Source organism: Streptomyces sp. NPDC050508 (genome assembly GCF_040655155.1).
GTDB lineage: Bacteria > Actinomycetota > Actinomycetes > Streptomycetales > Streptomycetaceae > Streptomyces.
This window is the reverse complement of the sequence record NZ_JBFAJJ010000011.1, coordinates 159,142-176,255: the sequence shown is the minus strand read 5'-3', so window position 1 is coordinate 176,255 and position 17,114 is coordinate 159,142. Positions and strand designations below refer to the sequence as shown.

General features: G+C 68.4%; 16 protein-coding genes and 1 tRNA gene. 6 read left to right on the top strand and 11 right to left on the bottom strand.

The annotated features are described in order from the left end of the window. Window positions 1–80: 80 nt before the first annotated feature. The 3 genes from AB0I69_RS29675 to AB0I69_RS29665 are packed head-to-tail and all read right to left on the bottom strand — an operon-like array spanning window position 81 to window position 3,330. Window positions 81–986: a carbohydrate ABC transporter permease gene (locus AB0I69_RS29675; protein WP_363098778.1), complete on the bottom strand. Its 906-nt coding sequence runs from the start codon at window positions 984–986 to the stop codon at window positions 81–83. Further along, the gene (locus tag AB0I69_RS29670; protein ID WP_363098777.1) at window positions 983–2,011 is read right to left on the bottom strand and encodes a sugar ABC transporter permease; all 1,029 of its coding nucleotides are present in this window, start codon (window positions 2,009–2,011) and stop codon (window positions 983–985) included. Before AB0I69_RS29670 ends, AB0I69_RS29675 begins: the two co-directional genes overlap by 4 nt. Then, the gene (locus tag AB0I69_RS29665) at window positions 2,008–3,330 is read right to left on the bottom strand and encodes an ABC transporter substrate-binding protein (RefSeq protein WP_363098776.1); all 1,323 of its coding nucleotides are present in this window, start codon (window positions 3,328–3,330) and stop codon (window positions 2,008–2,010) included. The genes AB0I69_RS29670 and AB0I69_RS29665 overlap by 4 nt, the downstream gene beginning before the upstream one ends. A 330-nt stretch (window positions 3,331–3,660) precedes the next feature. Between AB0I69_RS29665 and AB0I69_RS29660 the strand changes: the two genes are divergently transcribed. Then, the gene (locus AB0I69_RS29660; RefSeq protein WP_363098775.1) at window positions 3,661–4,716 is read left to right on the top strand and encodes a LacI family DNA-binding transcriptional regulator; all 1,056 of its coding nucleotides are present in this window, start codon (window positions 3,661–3,663) and stop codon (window positions 4,714–4,716) included. Between the two features lie 30 nt (window positions 4,717–4,746). Further along, complete coding sequence (locus AB0I69_RS29655; protein WP_363098774.1) at window positions 4,747–5,532, top strand: serine/threonine protein kinase; 786 nt, start codon at window positions 4,747–4,749, stop codon at window positions 5,530–5,532. Here AB0I69_RS29655 and AB0I69_RS29650 read toward each other — a convergent pair. The 5 genes from AB0I69_RS29650 to AB0I69_RS29630 form a co-directional block, all read right to left on the bottom strand. Continuing rightward, the gene (locus AB0I69_RS29650; protein ID WP_363098773.1) at window positions 5,504–6,010 is read right to left on the bottom strand and encodes a GNAT family N-acetyltransferase; all 507 of its coding nucleotides are present in this window, start codon (window positions 6,008–6,010) and stop codon (window positions 5,504–5,506) included. The two genes, AB0I69_RS29655 and AB0I69_RS29650, sit on opposite strands and share 29 nt — an antisense overlap. Window positions 6,011–6,079: 69 nt before the next feature. Beyond that, window positions 6,080–6,152 (bottom strand) — tRNA-His (locus AB0I69_RS29645). An 82-nt stretch (window positions 6,153–6,234) separates the two neighbouring features. Further along, the gene (gene orn / locus AB0I69_RS29640; RefSeq protein ID WP_363098772.1) at window positions 6,235–6,837 is read right to left on the bottom strand and encodes an oligoribonuclease; all 603 of its coding nucleotides are present in this window, start codon (window positions 6,835–6,837) and stop codon (window positions 6,235–6,237) included. Between the two features lie 120 nt (window positions 6,838–6,957). Then, entirely contained in the window at window positions 6,958–8,229 is a 1,272-nt protein-coding gene (locus AB0I69_RS29635) for a helix-turn-helix domain-containing protein (protein ID WP_363098771.1), read from the bottom strand. Window positions 8,230–8,606: 377 nt separating this feature from the next. Continuing rightward, window positions 8,607–8,927: a hypothetical protein gene (locus tag AB0I69_RS29630; RefSeq protein WP_363098770.1), complete on the bottom strand. Its 321-nt coding sequence runs from the start codon at window positions 8,925–8,927 to the stop codon at window positions 8,607–8,609. 323 nt (window positions 8,928–9,250) lie between these two features. Here AB0I69_RS29630 and AB0I69_RS29625 point away from each other — a divergent pair, with 323 nt between their 5' ends. Continuing rightward, a complete protein-coding gene (locus AB0I69_RS29625; protein ID WP_363098769.1) occupies window positions 9,251–9,778 on the top strand; it encodes a universal stress protein in 528 nt (175 codons plus the stop codon). Between the two features lie 129 nt (window positions 9,779–9,907). Continuing rightward, on the top strand, window positions 9,908–10,471 hold the full coding sequence (locus tag AB0I69_RS29620) for a GPR1/FUN34/YaaH family transporter (protein ID WP_363098768.1): 564 nt from the start codon (window positions 9,908–9,910) through the stop codon (window positions 10,469–10,471). Window positions 10,472–10,620: 149 nt separating this feature from the next. On the opposite strand, the gene glmS is transcribed toward AB0I69_RS29620, so the two are convergent. Beyond that, on the bottom strand, window positions 10,621–12,438 hold the full coding sequence (glmS, locus tag AB0I69_RS29615; RefSeq protein ID WP_363098767.1) for a glutamine--fructose-6-phosphate transaminase (isomerizing): 1,818 nt from the start codon (window positions 12,436–12,438) through the stop codon (window positions 10,621–10,623). Window positions 12,439–12,450: 12 nt separating this feature from the next. Continuing rightward, on the bottom strand, window positions 12,451–12,708 hold the full coding sequence (locus AB0I69_RS29610; RefSeq protein WP_019065776.1) for a hypothetical protein: 258 nt from the start codon (window positions 12,706–12,708) through the stop codon (window positions 12,451–12,453). A 165-nt stretch (window positions 12,709–12,873) separates the two neighbouring features. Here AB0I69_RS29610 and AB0I69_RS29605 point away from each other — a divergent pair, with 165 nt between their 5' ends. Then, on the top strand, window positions 12,874–14,451 hold the full coding sequence (locus AB0I69_RS29605) for a metallophosphoesterase family protein (protein WP_363098766.1): 1,578 nt from the start codon (window positions 12,874–12,876) through the stop codon (window positions 14,449–14,451). 59 nt (window positions 14,452–14,510) lie between these two features. Here AB0I69_RS29605 and AB0I69_RS29600 read toward each other — a convergent pair whose 3' ends face one another. Then, entirely contained in the window at window positions 14,511–15,389 is an 879-nt protein-coding gene (locus tag AB0I69_RS29600) for a DUF4429 domain-containing protein (RefSeq protein ID WP_363098765.1), read from the bottom strand. Between the two features lie 118 nt (window positions 15,390–15,507). On the opposite strand from AB0I69_RS29600, the gene AB0I69_RS29595 reads away from it, so the two are divergent. Next, the gene (locus AB0I69_RS29595) at window positions 15,508–17,097 is read left to right on the top strand and encodes a beta-N-acetylhexosaminidase (RefSeq protein ID WP_363098764.1); all 1,590 of its coding nucleotides are present in this window, start codon (window positions 15,508–15,510) and stop codon (window positions 17,095–17,097) included. The last annotated feature ends 17 nt before the right edge of the window (window positions 17,098–17,114 follow it).

The window sequence follows — 17,114 nt, the reverse complement described above, 5'->3', positions numbered from 1 at the left end:
TAGGGGGAGTGGCGGAGTTGGGGGAGGAGGGGGAAGGGGGGGAGGGGCCGAGTCGGCGTGCCCGGCCCCGGAGCGGAGCGTCAGCCCTTGACCGCGCCCTGCATGATCCCGCCCACGATCTGCTTGCCGAACAGGAGGAAGGCGATCAGCAGCGGCAGCGTGCCCAGCAGCGCGCCCGCCATGATCACCGACTGGTCGGGGATGTAACCGGTGCCCAGGGAGTTCAGGGCGACCTGGACGGTGGGGTTCTGCTGGGTGAGGGCGATGATCGGCCACAGGAAGTCGTTCCAGGCCATCACGAAGGTCAGGAGGCCCAGCACCGCCATCGCGGGGCGCGCGGCCGGGAAGACCACGTGCCACACCACCCGCAGGCTGCTCGCGCCGTCCACTCTCGCCGCCTCGATGAGTTCGGTGGGGAGGGCCTGCACGAGGTACTGGCGCATGAAGAACGTACCGAACGCGCTGACCAGAGTCGGCAGGATCACCGTCTGGAGGTGGTTCGACCAGTGCAGGTCCGCCATCCACAAGTACAGGGGTACGACGGCCAGTTGGGGCGGGATCATCATCGTGCCGATGGTGAGGAGGAGCAGTGTGCTGGAGAACCTGAACTTCAGCTTGGCGAAGGCGAAGCCCGCGAGGGTGGAGAACAGGACCGTGCCGATGGTGATGGTGCCCGCGACGACCGTGGAGTTGAACATCGCGGTGCCCATGCCGGCCTGCTCCCAGGCCGCCTGCATGTTCTTGAACAGATTCGCCCCGAACCACAGGGGCGGCGGGGTCTCCGCGAGCCGCTGGTTGGTGCGCGAGGCAGCTATCGCCGTCCACACCAGCGGGGCCAGCGAGACCAGCGCGAGGAGGACGAGGACGGCGTAGGTGAGCGGGCCGCCGTGCATCTGCTTGCCCGCGCCCATCACCCGGCGGCGGCGCCGCGGGCCCGTATCGACCGTCTTCTTCGCCTGAGGGAGTGTCAGTTCGCTTGTCGTCATTGGGACTTCCTCAGCCGTCGGGTGAACAGCAGGTTGATCGCGGCGACGATCAGCAGGATCAGGAACATCGACCAGGCGATCGCGGACGCCTTGCCGAGGTTGCCGATGATCCAGCCCTGGTCGTACATGTACAGACCGAGCGTCTGGTACTGGTGCTCGGAGCCGCCCTTCGAGCCGCTGACCCCGCCGAACAGCAGGGGCTCGCCGAAGAGTTGGGTCGCGCCGATGGTGGAGACGACCACCGTGAAGAGGATGGTCGGGCGCAGCTGCGGGACCGTCACATGGCGGAACTGCTGCCAGCGGTTGGCGCCGTCGATCGCCGCCGACTCGTACAGGTCGGCGGGTATTGCCTGCATCGCCGCCAGATAGATCAGCGCGTTGTAACCCGTCCACCGCCAGATCACGATCGACGACACAGCGAACTGCGAACCCCACGTGGATTCACGCCAGTTGATGGGATTCACGCCGACGAAGTGCAGCAGCCAGTTGACCATCCCGCCGTCCCACGAGTACAGCAGCGTGAAGACGAGGGTCGCCGCGGCGACCGAGGTGGCGTACGGGGTGAGCATCACGACCCGCCACACGGTCGAGCCGCGCAGCCGGTAGTTGAGCAGATGCGCGATCCCGATCGCCATCAACAGCTGCGGCACGGTGGAGATCAGCCCGATGGTGAACGTGTTCTTCAGGGCGTTCCAGAAGAAGTCCGAGGACAACAGGTTCCGGTAGTTGTCCAGCCCCGCCCACGTCTTGTGGTCCAGCGACGACAACTGCACGTTGTGCAGCGAGTACCAGGCCGTGTACAGCAGCGGGATGAGGCCGAAGGCCCCGAAGATGATGAAGAACGGGGAGATGAACGCGTACGGCGACGCCTTCATGTCCCAGCGGTACAGCCGGCTCCGCCACGAACTCGGGCCGGGAGCCGGCGTACCGCGACCGCGGGCGCCGCGGGCCGCGCCCGGCTGGTCGCCGGGCGCGGCGCCGGAGCCCGGCGCGGGGTGTGCGAGGGCCTGCTTGGAGCTGCTCACTGCCCGAGCACGTCCTTGATCTCCTTGGTGGCGGCGCTCCATCCCTGGGCCGGGGTCTTGCCCTTCTGCTCCACCTGGAGGATGCCGACATCAGTGATCGCGGTACCGATCGGCTGATCCTTGATGCCGAAGGTCTGCACCGGGATGGTCTTCGCCGAGTCGGAGAAGATCTGGGTGATCGGCGCGTTCGAGAAGTAGGTCGTCGTGTCGGCGGCCGGCTTCAGGTTCGCGTACGCCGCCGGGGTGGACGGGAAGCTGGCCTGCTTGGCGAAGACCTTCTCCTGCTGCGCGGGCGCGGTCAGCCACTTCGCCAGCGCTACGGCGTCGGCCTGGTGCTTGGTCGCCGTGGGAACTCCCAGGAAGGAACCGCCCCAGTTGGACGCGGTCGGCGCGGCGGCCACGTCCCAGTTGCCCTTGCCGGAGGCGCCCGACTTCTGCTCGATGTAGCCGATCATCCAGGCGGGGCAGGCCACCGTCGCGAAGCTCGCGTTGGCGAAGCCCTGGTCCCAGGTCGGGTCGAACTGCTTCAGCTTCGCCGACATGTTGCTGGTCGCCACGTCCATCGCCGCGTTCCAAGCCGCCTTCACACCGGTCGACTTGTCCCAGATGACGTTGCCGTCCTTGTCGTAGTACCGCTGGCTCTCGCCGCCGATGGCCGCGTTGTAGACGGAGGACGCGGAGTCCACGAACTTGGTGCCCTTGGGCGCCTTCTTCATGTAGTCCTTGCCGACGTTGACGTACTTCGCCCAGTCGCCCTTCCACAGGTTGGCGAGCTGCGTGCGGTCCGTGGGCAGACCGGCCTTCTGGAAGAGGTCCTTGCGGTAGCAGATCGCCATCGGGCCGGTGTCGGTGCCGAGGCCTATCTGCTTGCCGTCCTTCGTGGTGGCCTGGGCGTTCTTCCAGGACAGCCACTGGGTCTTGTCGACGTCCTTGCCGAGGTCGACGAACTTGTCGGCCTGCGTCTGGACGGCCTCGGTGATGTTGCCGACCTCGATGGCCTGGATGTCGTCGGTGCCCGCACCGGCCTGGAGCCGGGTGAGGACCTTCGGCCAGTACACGTCGGTACGGGTGGTGACGTCCTCCTTGATGGTGATGTTCGGGTGGAGCTTCATGTACTCGTCGTACAGGCCGGCCTGCTTGTAGCCGAAGACGCCGAAGGTGCCGACGGTCAGCGTGGTCTTGCCCTTGGAAGTGCCGCCGCTCGAATTCGACGAGGTGTCGTTCGAGTCGCTGGAGCAGCCGGCCAGCACTCCCGTGGTCAGCGCGGCGACGGCCGCGAGGGCCATCAGCCGATGGGACCGTCGGGTACTCGTGCGCATTGCGTCCTCCTGTTGCCTGACGTGCCGACCCCCCGGCCAACTGCATTGTTGGGCCCGTTAGTTCACGCTGCGGCTCGGGCGGGGAACGTGCGGGATGTGTATGTGTCAGGTACCGTGGGAGCGCTCCCACCGGTGATGTGTTGAAGAGTCGTCGGTTCGCGCGGGGGTGTCAAGGGAGCGGACGCGGAGAGATGCGTTCAGTTATTCGTCTGTTAGCTAACTGTGGGGGAGGCGGGGATTCGGCCGGAGGCGGGGCTCCTCACGCCCCTCTTCCCTGATCAGGACTGTTACATTCCAGGCCAACGGGTGGGTCGACAGGAGGCGGAGCCAATGGCAGGCCACGGAGCGCGGAGCCGGAGTGGCGGCCGGCCGACCCTGGAGGAGGTCGCGGCGCGCGCCGGGGTGGGCCGCGGCACGGTCTCCCGGGTGATCAACGGTTCCCCGAGGGTCAGCGACACGACCCGCGCGGCGGTGGAGGCGGCGGTAGCGGAGTTGGGCTACGTCCCCAACACGGCCGCCCGCGCCCTCGCCGCGAACCGCACCGACGCCATCGCCCTCGTCGTCCCCGAGCCGGAGACCCGCTTCTTCGCGGAGCCGTACTTCTCGGACATGCTCAAGGGCGTGGGCGCCGAACTCTCCGAAACCGAGATGCAGTTGCTGCTGATCTTCGCGGGCAGCGACCGTGAACGGCAGCGCCTGGCACAGTACTTGGCGGCACACCGGGTGGACGGTGTGTTGCTCGTGTCCGTCCATGCGGATGACCCGCTTCCCGATCTTCTGGCGCAGTTGGAGATTCCCGCGGTGATCAGCGGCCCGAGGTCGGCCGCGGAGACGCTCACCTCCGTCGACTCGGACAACTACGGCGGCGCGCGCTCCGCCGTAGAACACTTGCTGTCCCGAGGCCGGACGCGCATCGCGCACATCACCGGCCGCCTCGACGTGTACGGCGCCCAACGCCGCGTCGACGGCTACCGCGAGGCGCTGCTCGACGCCGGCCACGAGCTGGACGAACACCTCATCCAGCCGGGCGACTTCACGGAGGAGGGCGGCCGACGCGCGATGAAGGAACTGCTGGCCCGCCGCCCCGACGTCGACGCGGTCTTCGCCGGCTCGGACGTCATGGCGGCAGGCGCCCGCCAGGTGCTCCGCGAGGAGGGCCGCGTCATCCCCGACGACGTCGCCCTCGTCGGCTACGACGACTCGGCCATCGCCCGCCACATGGACCCGCCCCTCACCAGCGTCCGCCAGCCGATCGAGGAAATGGGCCGCGCGATGATCGACCTGCTGCTGGCCGAGATCGCGGACCGGCGGCCGGCCACGTCCCGGGGGTTGGAGCGGCGACAGGCGGTACTGGCAACGGAGTTGGTGACGCGGGCGTCTTCATGAGGGAGCGGTTGCTCGGACAAGCTGACGCCCATGACATCCCGTCCCCACCCCCTCCTGGCCGTCGAAGAGCTCCCCGCGACCGAGCCCTACCTCCGCACGGTGGGCGAGGTGTTCCGGTCCTTCCGCGAACAGGACTCCGGATGTGTCTCGTACGGCGTCCAACTCCCGGACGGTGAGCGCTGGTTCGTCAAGGAGGCGACAACAGCCCCTGCACAGGCCTCACTTGACCGCGCCTGGGCCTTCCACCGGGCGGTACGGCACCCGGCGATCGTCCCGCAACTGCACCGGATCGCCGTGACGGACGGCGGCCGTACGGCGGTCGTCATGCCCTGGAGCCCCGGCGAGTCTCTCTACGGCCCCGCCCGCGCCCGCTTCCGCGCCTTACCCCTCGCCTCCGTCCTCCGCGCGATCGACCGCGTCCTGGACGCGCACCTCGTGGTGGAGGCCGCGGGGATGGTCGCTGTCGATCTCTACGACGGCGCGTTCCTGTACGACTTCTACGGCGACGCGCTCCATCTCATCGACCTCGACGAGTACCGTCCCGGCCCCTTCATCCTCCAAGACGACCGCCTCCCGGGTTCGGCCCGCTTCATGGCCCCCGAGGAGTGGCGCCACGGCGCCCTCATCGACATCCGGACGACGGTCTACGCCCTCGGCCGGACCGCCCGCCTCCTTCTCGACGCCGGTGACGGCGAGCGCGCCTGGCGGGGTACGGCGGGTCAACTCGCCGTGCTGGAAAGGGCGACCCGCGCCGATCCCGCCGAACGGTTCGCGGGCGTACGGGAGTTCACGGACGCGTGGCGCGCTGCCATCTGATCTCGCCGTCCTGCCACTCGTCCGTCGGCGCCAGGCCCGCCGCCGTAGCGACAACTGCCGATGCCTGATGGGCCGGGTGGATGTGCGCCACGACCGTACGGATGGAGGGCCGGGCGGCGAGCCACGACACCAGACCCCGCACCGCCTCGCTCGCCAGGCCGCGCCCCTGCCAGGGCGTCCCCACTACCCAGGCGGTCTCCGCGACCGACCCCGCTTCCGTGACCGTCGCCTGGACCGTGCCCACGAGGCAGGACTCCGAGCGCAGGCGTATGACCCAGTTGCACCAGGTGACGGACGGGTCGGGGGAGCCGGCGACGAGGCGCTCGTACCGGGTTCGCAGGGCGCCGGGGCTCAGCGGTTCGCCGCCGATGAAGGTGTGGAGGGAGGGGGAGGACAGGACCGTGGCCATTTCCTCTGCGTGTGCCGCGCTCAGCGGGACGAGATCCAGCCGGGCGGTGCTGATGAGTTCGATGTCCATCGTGGGCACGCTCCCGGGAAACGAATCAGCCGGTGACTCCGTTTCCGAAGTCACCGGCTGATTACTCAGGGTGAGTGACGGGACTTGAACCCGCGACTTCCTGGACCACAACCAGGTGCTCTACCAGCTGAGCTACACCCACCATGCCCGGTCGTTCACTCTGTAAGTTTCCGACCGGCCGAGAAAAAGTGTACAGGGTCCGAAGGGGTGCTCGCGCACGCCTTTTACGAGGTGGGCTGGACGTGCTTCGCGGCGATCGTGCGGGCCGTTTCGGAGTCGGGGCCGGGCTGCGGGACGAAGATCGCCTCGCGGTAGTAGCGCAGTTCGGCGATGGATTCGCGGATGTCGGCGAGGGCGCGGTGGTTGCCCTTCTTCTCGGGGCTGTTGAAGTACGCCCGCGGGTACCAGCGGCGCGCCAGCTCCTTCACCGAGGACACGTCCACGATGCGGTAGTGGAGGTACTCCTCCAGGGTCGGCATGTCGCGGAGGAGGAAACCGCGGTCGGTGCCTACCGAGTTGCCGCACAGCGGGGCCTTGCCCGGCTCCTTGACATGCTCCCGGATGTACGCCAGGACCAGCTCCTCGGCGTCGGCCAGCGTCGTGCCGCCGGCCAACTCGTCGAGCAGGCCGGATGCGGTGTGCATCTGGCGTACTACGTCCGGCATCGTCTCCAGCGCCTGGTCCGGCGGGCGGATGACGATGTCCACCCCTTCGCCGAGCACGTTCAGCTCGGAGTCGGTGACGAGGGCGGCCACCTCGATGAGAGCGTCGTCGGACAGCGAGAGGCCGGTCATCTCGCAGTCGATCCACACCATGCGATCGTTCATGTGTCTAACCTTAAGGTGCGCGCCGCCCGGCTGAGCCGACCGTGCGGTGACCTTGTGGTGCGGGGGCGCGCGAAAACCCCCGGAGATCCCCTGACGGAGACCTCCGGGAGCATGCGGTTGCTACGTCGCGCTCCGCTGGCCGGGCAGACTCGCCGCCCGACTTGTGGCGTACGCCTCACGGCCGTTCTCCGCCGACGAGGCGGAGGAAGCCGACGCGGACGCCGCCGCCGACAGCGCACTTGCCGCCGCCCGACGCGACTGCATCGGAACCGGGCCCTCCGGGTGCAGCACGGGTGACAGCCCCGCCGGGCCCAGGGACGACGGACCGCCGGGCTGGCCCGGGGCGCCGTCGCTGTCCACCTGCTTGTCGGCCTGGGGCCTGCGGGCGCGGTACGCGGCCCGGTAGGCGGCGGGCGACGAGCCCAACTGGCGGCGGAAATGGCCGCGCAGGGCCACCGGTGAGCGGAAGCCGCAACGGCCCGCGACCTCGTCCACCGAGTAGTCCGACGTCTCCAGCAGGCGCTGCGCCTGGAGCACCCGCTGCGTGATCAGCCACTGCAGGGGAGCGCTCCCGGTGAGCGAGCGGAAGCGGCGGTCGAACGTACGCCTGCTCATGTACGCGCGTGCCGCCAGCGTCTCCACGTCGAACTGTTCGTGGAGGTGCTCCAGCGCCCAGGCGACGACCTCCGCGAGCGGGTCGGCGCCGATCTCCTCTGGTAAAGACCGATCGAGGTAGCGCTCCTGACCGCCGCTTCGGCGCGGGGGGACCACCAGGCGTCGGGCGAGCGCACCGGCCGCCTCGTTGCCGTGGTCCGTCCGCACGATGTGGAGACAGAGATCGATTCCGGCCGCCGTACCGGCGGACGTCAGTACGTCTCCGTCGTCAACGAAGAGTTCCCTCGGATCCACGTGCACCGACGGATAGCGCTTGGCCAGCGTCGGCGCGTACATCCAGTGGGTGGTCGCGGGGCGGCCGTCCAGCAGGCCCGCCGCCGCCAGCACGAAGGCGCCGGTGCACAGGCCGACTATGCGGGCCCCTTCTTCGTGCGCACGGCGAATCGCGTCGAGCGCCTCCTCCGGCGGTGGCGAGGTGATCGACCGCCAGGCAGGCACGACGACGGTGCCCGCCCGCGAGATCGCTTCCAAGCCATGCGGTGTGGTGAGTTCCAGCCCTCCCGTGGTGCGCAGCGGACCTTCTTCGCCGCCGCACACCAGGAGGCGGTAGCGCGGAACTCCGGCGTCCTGCCGGTCGATTCCGAACACCGACAGCGGTATGGAACTCTCGAAGATGGGGCCGCCGCTGAACAGCAGCACCGCGACGATCTCCTTGCGGCGTCGCCCGGAAAGCTTCCGGGCCGCGGCTTCCGGCGCGGCAGTGGAGTCGTGGCTCATACTGCTAAGCCCCCCTCGGTGGTCGCGGCTCCTCGGTTGTGTCGCTCCTGCACGTTTCCCCTCGGTCCTGCACGAGTCCCCCGCCGTAAGACGTCAAGATCGAATCTACTGTGTCCAGTGGTGCCGGGGTGACCAGTTCGGCAACCGGCACATTGTCGACATGGCAACTTGGCGTGAAGCATTCGATCACGAAGCGTTGCACTCGTGGGCCGTGCAGGGAAGTGCGCCTCGTCGTAGTGGCCAATCCCCGTAGGGTGCGCAAGGCCCCCCGGACCCTTTCGGTGCAGGTGGAACGGGGGTTGGGGGGTGGTTCGGACAAGAGATGCACGGTGGCCGGAAGTTGGCTGAAAAGCGTCGGGCGCGTGCGCGGAAACCGGTCAGTCGACCGGTGTACTTCCCCCGGCGTGACGCCCGCCCCTGTGCGCCCCCGCCCCGGCCCGATGACGGTGGCTGCGGTGCGCGGTCTGCTCCTCGGCCAGCAGTTGGGCCGCGCCCCGCTCGGACCGGCGCAGCAGCACGCGGCAGGCGGCGGTGACGGCCGCGAGACCCAGGGCCGTACCGGTGGCGCCGGCGAGCGAGGTGCCGTACCAGAGGAGGACCAGGGGGACCAGGACGCAGCTGAAGACCGCCCAGCGGACCACGTCGGTCGCGGTGTCGGGGCTGGGGTGTGCCTCGGAGGTCGTGCGGTGTCCGGACATGGCGTGCTCCCTGGGGCGGTGGCTCGCCGGGTTCAACGCTTGTTCGATGCGTCGGTCACTGTAGGGCAGCCCATGGATGTGGACACGGACGGCCGTGGATAAGTGAATCCTGTGCAAACCGCCTGTACGGGGCAGCAACCATTGCGTTACGGGCGCCCCCTCGTGCATGCTCCGGGGAACTCCGCCGGAGCATGTGCGGGATATGGGCTAAGGAGGAGTGCCGCCGTACCCTTGGGGGTATGGGGTTGGGAAGATGATTCCCGGACACAGCTCCGCCGCACACTGTTGTCCCCTCCCAAGAGGATCAAAAAGCCGAGACATCCATGGCCGGTCACGAATCTTTCGAACCCGCGGACCGCAAGCGGCCCGTCGCCGATCCCACGGCGGCCGAGCCCCAGGCGGCGGAACAGCCACGTCATTCCTGCGATCCAGCCTTCAAGCACGGCGTGGTCGTCGGCTTCGACGGTTCCACGTCCAGTGAGCGTGCCCTCGCGTACGCCATCGGCATGGCCCACCGCTCCGGCTCGGGCCTGGTCATCGTGCATGTCGCGAACCGGCTGCCCACCACGGTGTGGGCGGGCTGCGAGCCACCGGTCTTCGTCGACGTGCCGGATCACCGCACCGAGGTGCTGGGCCTTGAGCTGGCGTGCGCCGAGTATCTGGCGGAGGTGCCCTGGATCCTTGTCGAGCGTGGCGGCGACATCTGCCACGAACTCGAAGAGGTGGGGCGGGAGTACGAGGCGGACGCGATCGTCGTGGGCTCGACCCACGGCATCGTCGGACGCATCTTCGGCTCCGTCGCGGGGCGGCTCGCGAAGCGGGCCCAGCGGCCCGTCGTCGTCATCCCGTAGTCCTCAGGTCAACTCGCAGGTCTCGCAGGTCGGCTCCCGAATTCGCTGCTGTGCAGAGGTGTTTGTGTCCTTGTGAAGGGCATATATCGGTCACACCGCACAACCGCACATGCATGAAGGGAGCCCGCCGTGGACAATGACGTCTCTGCGGGAAGCACCACCTCGATCGTCGGCCGACTCGCCCTGGGAATCACCCTGTTGGCCTTCGGGCTCGGGTACACGAATGTCATCAACGGGGTCTCCACGGCTGACGCCGTGTCACTGGCCCACTATGTGGGCGGAGTTGCCCTCTTCGTCGTCGGACTGCTCGCGTTCCGCGAGGGCGACACGGCTTCCGGTACGGCCTTCTCGGCCTTCGGCGCGCTCTGGTTCACCTGGGCCGCCTCGGCGGGGGGCTCCGCCTCGGCCAACGCGGCGGGGTTGTTCCTGGTCCTGTTCGCCCTCGTCGCTCTCTCCGTGACCCTCGCGGGTGGGGATCAACTCACCCAGGGGACATACGGGTTGTTCTTCGTGTCCCTCGTGCTTCTCGCCATCGGGCAGTTCGCCGGTAACGACGGGCTGAGCAAGGTCGGCGGTTGGTTCGGTGTCGCTGCGGGGGCTGTCGCCTGGTATTCGGCGACTGCCGCGTTGGCTCACTGGCCGACGGTGCTTCCGCGGCGCGCGGCTGGTCGGGGCGTGACGGCCACCGGTTAGCGGCGCTGGCTGGGGGTTTCAACTCCCGGCGACATGAACGAACCCCCCGTGCATTGAGGCTGCACGTGGGGGTTCGTTCTGTTTCGTTGGCCTCTGCGGGCCCGGTGGGGGCTGGTCGCGCAGTTCCTCGCGCCCCTAAAGGCAAAGACCTATTCGACCGTTACTGACTTGGCGAGGTTCCTCGGCTTGTCGATGTCGCGTCCGAGCGCCAATGCCGTGTGGTACGCCAGGAGTTGAAGAGGGATGCCCATCAGGATGGGATCCAACTCGTCCTCGTTCTTCGGGACCACGATCGTCTGGTCGGCCTTTTCCTGGTGCTGGTGGGCTACCGCGAGGATGCGGCCGCTGCGGGCCTTGATCTCCTCCAGGGCCGCGCGGTTCTTCTCCAACAAGTCGTCGTTGGGGACGATCGCGACCGTGGGGAGGGCCGGCTCGATCAGGGCCAGGGGGCCGTGCTTCAACTCCGAGGCGGGGTAGGCCTCGGCGTGGATGTACGAGACCTCCTTGAGCTTCAACGAAGCCTCGCGAGCCACCGGGTAGCCGCGGACTCGGCCGATGAACAGCATCGAGTGGGCCTCGGCGTACTCGGCCGCCAGCTTCTTGATCTCCTCCTCCTGGTCGAGGATCTCGGAGATCTGGGCCGGCAGCCTGCGCAGGCCCTCGATGATGCGCTTGCCGTCGCGGACCGAGAGGTCGCGGGTGCGGCCGAGGTGCAGGGCCAACAGGGCGAACGCGACTGTGGTGTTGGTGAAGCACTTGGTCGAGACGACACAGACCTCGGGGCCCGCGTGCACGTACATGCCGCCGTCCGCCTCGCGGGCGATCGCCGAGCCTACGACGTTCACCACGCCGAGGACGCGGGCGCCCTTGCGCTTCAACTCCTGGACTGCGGCCAGGACGTCGTACGTCTCGCCCGACTGCGAGACCGCGATGTAGAGGGTGTCGGGGTCAACTACCGCGTTGCGGTAGCGGAATTCGGAGGCCGGCTCGGCGTCCGCGGGGATGCGGGCCAGCTCTTCGATCATCTGGGCGCCGATCATGCCCGCGTGGTACGAGGTGCCGCAGCCGAGGATCTTCACGCGGCGGATCTGCCGGGCCTCGCGGGCGTCCAGGTTCAGGCCGCCGAGGTGCACGGTGGAGAAGCGGTCGTCGATGCGGCCGCGCAGCACGCGGTCCACGGCGTCGGCCTGCTCGAAGATCTCCTTGTGCATGTAGGTGTCGTGGCCGCCCATGTCGTAGGAGGCGGCCTCCCACTCGACGGTGGTCGGCTCGGACGTGGTGCGGGTGCCCTCGGTGGTGTATGTCCGGAAGTCGTCGGCCTTGAGGGTGGCCATCTCGCCGTCGTCCAGCGTCACTATCTGGCGCGTGTGCGTCACCAGTGCGGCGATGTCCGAGGCTACGAACATCTCCTTCTCGCCGATCCCGAGGACCACCGGGGAACCGTTTCGAGCCACCACGATGCGGTCGGGGAAGTCGGCGTGCAGGACGGCGATGCCGTACGTCCCCTCGATCACCCGGAGGGCGTCGCGGACCTTGTCCTCCAGCTTCTCCTGCTGGGAGCGGGCGATGAGGTGGGTGAGGACCTCGGTGTCGGTCTCGGAGAGGAACTCGACGCCGTCCGCTTCCAGCTTCTTCCGGAGGTCGGACGCGTTGTCGATGATGCCGTTGTGGACTACGGCGACCTTGTTGTCGGCCGACAGGTGCGGGTGGGCGTTCACATCGGAGGGGGCGCCGTGGGTGGCCCAGCGGGTGTGGGCGATGCCGGTGGTGCCCTTGAAGCGTGCCGGGACCTTGGCCTCCAGGTCACGGACCCGGCCTTTGGCCTTGACCATCTTCAGGCCGGCCGTCTTGGGGGTCGTCACGACGATGCCCGCCGAGTCGTAGCCGCGGTACTCCAGCCGCTGCAGGCCCTCCAGCAGAAGCGGAGCAACGTCACGCTTGCCGATGTATCCGACAATTCCGCACATGTATAGGTATTCCTAGCCGTAGACGATCCGGCGCAGCTGCCTGAGCGTGAGCTCCGGCGGGGCCACGGCCCGGTATTTCAGGTCCGCCTCGATCCGGTCGAAGATCGTCGCGTTCACCAGGCCCTGGGCCTGGAGCTCGCGGTGGCGGCGACGGACGTAGTCCTCGGTCGTCTCGTCGAAGTAGGCGAGCACGTCCTGGATCACCCGCAGTGCCTCGCCCCGGTTGAGGGTGGTGGAGCGCGTCAGATGATCAACGAGTTCGTCGTGCACCCGGCTGATCCTGAAGTACCGAAGGGCGGTTTGCAAGAATCCTGCCCGATATCGGGCAATGGGCTGTTGAATGTCTTATGGGACTCTGTTCGCAAGCTGTCCATCCTGTGTCTTGTGCTACGTCGCTCATATGGACGAGTTTCAGACGCCATGGACATTCCTCGTATGGGAGTACCCGCAGAGCTCGCCGAGCGCATGAGCATGGCGGAGCAGCACGAATACCTGCGTTCGAGATTCTCGCGGCGCACGATGATCAGAGGCGGTGCCGTGACGCTCGGCGCCGTCGCGGGCGGCGTGTTCGTACCGGGCGCCGTCGCCCAGGCGGCCGTCCCCACCCAGGCCTCCGCCACCTACGCCGCCACCTCAAGCGAGTCCGTCGACGGGGCCCTCGTCTCCCCGTTCGGCCGGCACCTCGCCTTCGGCAACGACCCGAGCACCGAGGTCACGGTCTCCTGGCAGGTCCCGACCAACGTCAAGAAGCCGTTCGTCCGGATCGGCGCGCAGCCCTGGGACCTCTCCCGCAAGATCGAGGCCGAGGTGCGCACCCTCTACACCCCGGCGGGCGTCGGCGCGAGCGGCGACCACACCCAGTACTACCTGCACGCCAAGCTGACCCACCTGCGCCCGGGCCGCACGTACTACTACGGCGTCGGCCACGCCGGCTTCGACCCGGCCGAGCCCCACCTGCTCGGCACGCTGGGCACCTTCACCACCGCCCCCGGCCACAAGAAGCCGTTCACCTTCACGGCCTTCGGTGACGAGGGCGTCGGCTACCACGGCCTCGCCAACGACAGCCTGCTGCTCGCCCAGAACCCGGCCTTCCACCTGCACGCCGGCGACATCGCGTACGCCGACCCGGCCGGCGCGGGCAAGACCGCCGACACCGGCTTCGACTCGCGCGTCTGGGACCAGTTCCTGGCGCAGACCGAGGCGGTCGCCAAGTCCGTGCCGTGGATGCCCGCCTACGGCAACCACGACATGGAGGCCTGGTACTCGCCCAACGGCTACGGCGGCGAGGACGCCCGCTGGAACCTGCCGGACAACGGCCCCGACAAGGCGAACCTGCCGGGCGTCTACTCCTTCGTCTACGGCAACACGGCGGTCATCTCGCTGGACGCCAACGACATCTCGTTCGAGATCCCGGCCAACCTCGGCATCTCCGGCGGCACCCAGACCACGTGGCTGGAGGCGCAGCTCAAGAAGTTCCGTGCCGCGCACGACGTCGACTTCATCGTGGTCTTCTTCCACCACTGCGCGTACTGCACCTCCACCGCGCACTCCTCGGAGGGGGGAGTGCGCAACGAGTGGGTGCCGCTGTTCGAGAAGTACACGGTGGACCTGGTCATCAACGGCCACAACCACCAGTACGAGCGCACCGACGTCATCAAGAAGAACGCGGTCGTCAAGAAGCTGCCGATCGGCGGCACGGCGTACCCGGAGACCGAGGGTGTCGTCTACGTGACGGCGGGCGCGGCCGGCCGCAGCCTGTACGCGTTCACCGCCCCCGACTCCTACGAGGGCCACGAGAACGAGGTCGACTCCGTCGCCGCCTTCATCAACACGAAGGACGGCAAGGTCAACGAGACGGTCGCCTGGTCGCGCGTCCGCTACCTCAACTACTCGTTCCTGCGCGTCGACGTCCAGCCCGCCTCGAAGGGCCGTACGGCGACCCTGACGGTCCGCGGCATAGCCGAGACCGGCGCCGAGGTCGACCGCTTCACGGTGGCCCGCAAGGCCAAGTAGCGCTGGATCATTCCGAGTTACGCCCGGAAGGCAGGGCGGGACTCAGCGGCAGGCGGTCCTCATATGCGTTTGAGGACCGCCTGTTTGGCCATCGTGAACTCCTCGTCCGTGAGCACCCCGTCCCGGTGCAGCTCACCCAGTTCGCGCAGCCGCCGCAGCAGCGCGTCGTGGCCGTCCTCCGCCGCGGCCGTCAACTGCCGGGCGGGCTCGGGCTGTTCGGGTCGTACGTCCGTCTCGGCGGCCGGGTGCGGGAGGCGGGCCTGTACGGCCGCGGCGACCAGGGCCATCAGCGGGTCCTTCTTGAAGCCCCACAGCTCAACGGAGTTGGGGTCGTACTTGGGCGGTGCCTTGGTCGGCGCGTCGCGCACCGAGAAGCGGATGTAGCCGTTCTCCAGACCGGCCGACGGACGCCACTCCACGCCGACGAGGTCCGTGACGGCGAGGGTGCGGGCGCCGGCGGCGGACTTCGCGTCCTCGGTCTTCCAGTTCCACTCCAGCCGTACGCGCTCGCCGTCGAAGCTCGCCGTGCCGTCCCCGGCGGAGACGGACAGCGGCACGGCCGGGCCCGGCAGCAGGTACGCGTCCACCGGGTCCACCGGGACCTCGTCGAGCAGCAGGGCGTTGCGGACCTCGTCCACGAAGTACTCGGCGACGCCGTACCGATCCGACTCGACGGCGAGTTGATAGGGGTCGTCGGTCTCGGTGAGCCGGCCGCCGGTGGCGTGCAGCAGCGGGTCGGCGCCGTCGCGCAGCCGCAGTCTCAGCCGGCCCGACTTCCGGCCCTGCTCGAAGGAGACGCCCGCCAACGCGCCCAGGGGGACGACGAGTTCACCGAGTGTCTTGCGGAACAGGCCGACGTTCTTGTCCCGTCCGGGAGTCAGCCGCAGGGCGTCGCCGTCGAAGACCCAGGTGCCGTCCTTCTGGATGATTTCCGCCATAGGAGGGATTGTTCCATCGCTCTGGCGACAGAATGGTCTGTACCTGTCCGGGTCCATCTACCTGTCCGGGTTCGTGTGCCTGCCGGGTTCAAGGGAAGTCCAAAGGAAGGGACCGTTTGTGAGACAGCGCCACAGAACGACCCGCCTCCTCGGTTCGCTGCTGCTCGTCGCTGCGGCGAGCGTGTCAGTCGCCGGTGCGGCGCCTCCCGCCAAGACCGCTGCCGTCACCCCGCTGGGCCGGGTGGTCCCGGCGCCCGCCAAGGTCACCCCCGCGGGACATCCGTACCGGATCACGAGCAGCACCCGCATCCGCGTGGGCGACTCACGTGAGTCGCGGCGGATCGGCGAGTACCTCGCGGGCATCCTGCGCCCCTCCACCGGTTACCGGCTGCCGGTCACCTCGCGGGGCAAGGGCGGCATCCAACTCCGCCTGGCCAAGGGCACGTTCGGTGCCGAGGGCTACCGGCTCGTCAGTGGGGCCTCCGGTGTCACCATCACCGCGAGCAGGCCCGCCGGACTCTTCCATGGCGTGCAGACCCTGCGCCAACTCCTGCCCGCGGCCGTCGAGAAGAACTCGGTGCAGCGCGGCCCCTGGCAGATCGCGGGCGGCACCGTCGAGGACTCACCGCGCTACGCCTACCGCGGTGCGATGCTCGACGTCTCCCGGCACTTCTTCACGGTCGCCCAAGTCAAGCGTTACATCGACGAGTTGGCGCTCTACAAGATCAACACCCTGCATCTGCACCTCAGTGACGACCAGGGCTGGCGCATCGCGATCAACTCCTGGCCACGCCTGGCGACCTACGGCGGCTCGACCGAGGTCGGCGGAGGCGCCGGCGGCTCCTACACGAAGGACGACTACAAGGAGATCGTCCGCTACGCCTCCTCGCGCTACCTGGAAGTAGTCCCCGAGATCGACATGCCGGGCCACACCAACGCGGCCCTCGCCTCCTACGCCGACCTGAACTGCAACGGCGTGGCACCTCCGCTGTACACGGGCACGGACGTCGGCTTCAGCTCGCTGTGCGTCGGCAAGGACCTCACGTACAGCTTCGTGGACGATGTCGTCCGTGAGCTGGCCGCGATCACCCCGGGCCGCTACATCCACATCGGCGGCGACGAGGCGCAGTCCACCAGCCACGAGGACTACGTCAAGTTCATGGACCGGGTGCAGCCGATCGTCACCAAGTACGGCAAGACGGTGATCGCCTGGCACCAGATCACCGGCGCCCACCCCGTGAAGGGCGCCCTCGCCCAGTACTGGGGTCTCGACGACACCAGCGCAGAGGAGAAGGCGCAGGTCGCCGAGGCCGCGAAGAACGGCACCGGGCTGATCCTCTCGCCCGCCGACCGGGTCTACCTCGACATGAAGTACACCGAGGACACCCCGCTCGGCCAGGACTGGGCGGGCCTGGTCGAGGTCAAGCGGTCCTACGACTGGGACCCGGGCAACTACCTTGCCGGGGTGCCGAGTTCGGCGATCCGGGGCGTCGAGGCGCCGCTGTGGTCGGAGACGATCGTGACCGGCGCGAACATCGACTACATGGCCTTCCCGAGGCTGCCGGGCGTGGCCGAGCTGGGCTGGTCGCCGGCCTCGACGCACGACTGGGACACGTACAAGGTGCGGCTCGCGGCACAGGCGCCGCGCTGGGACGCGCTGGGGATCGACTACTACCGGTCGCCCCAAGTCCCTTGGCCCGCACAGTAGTTGATCGGTTTCGGTTT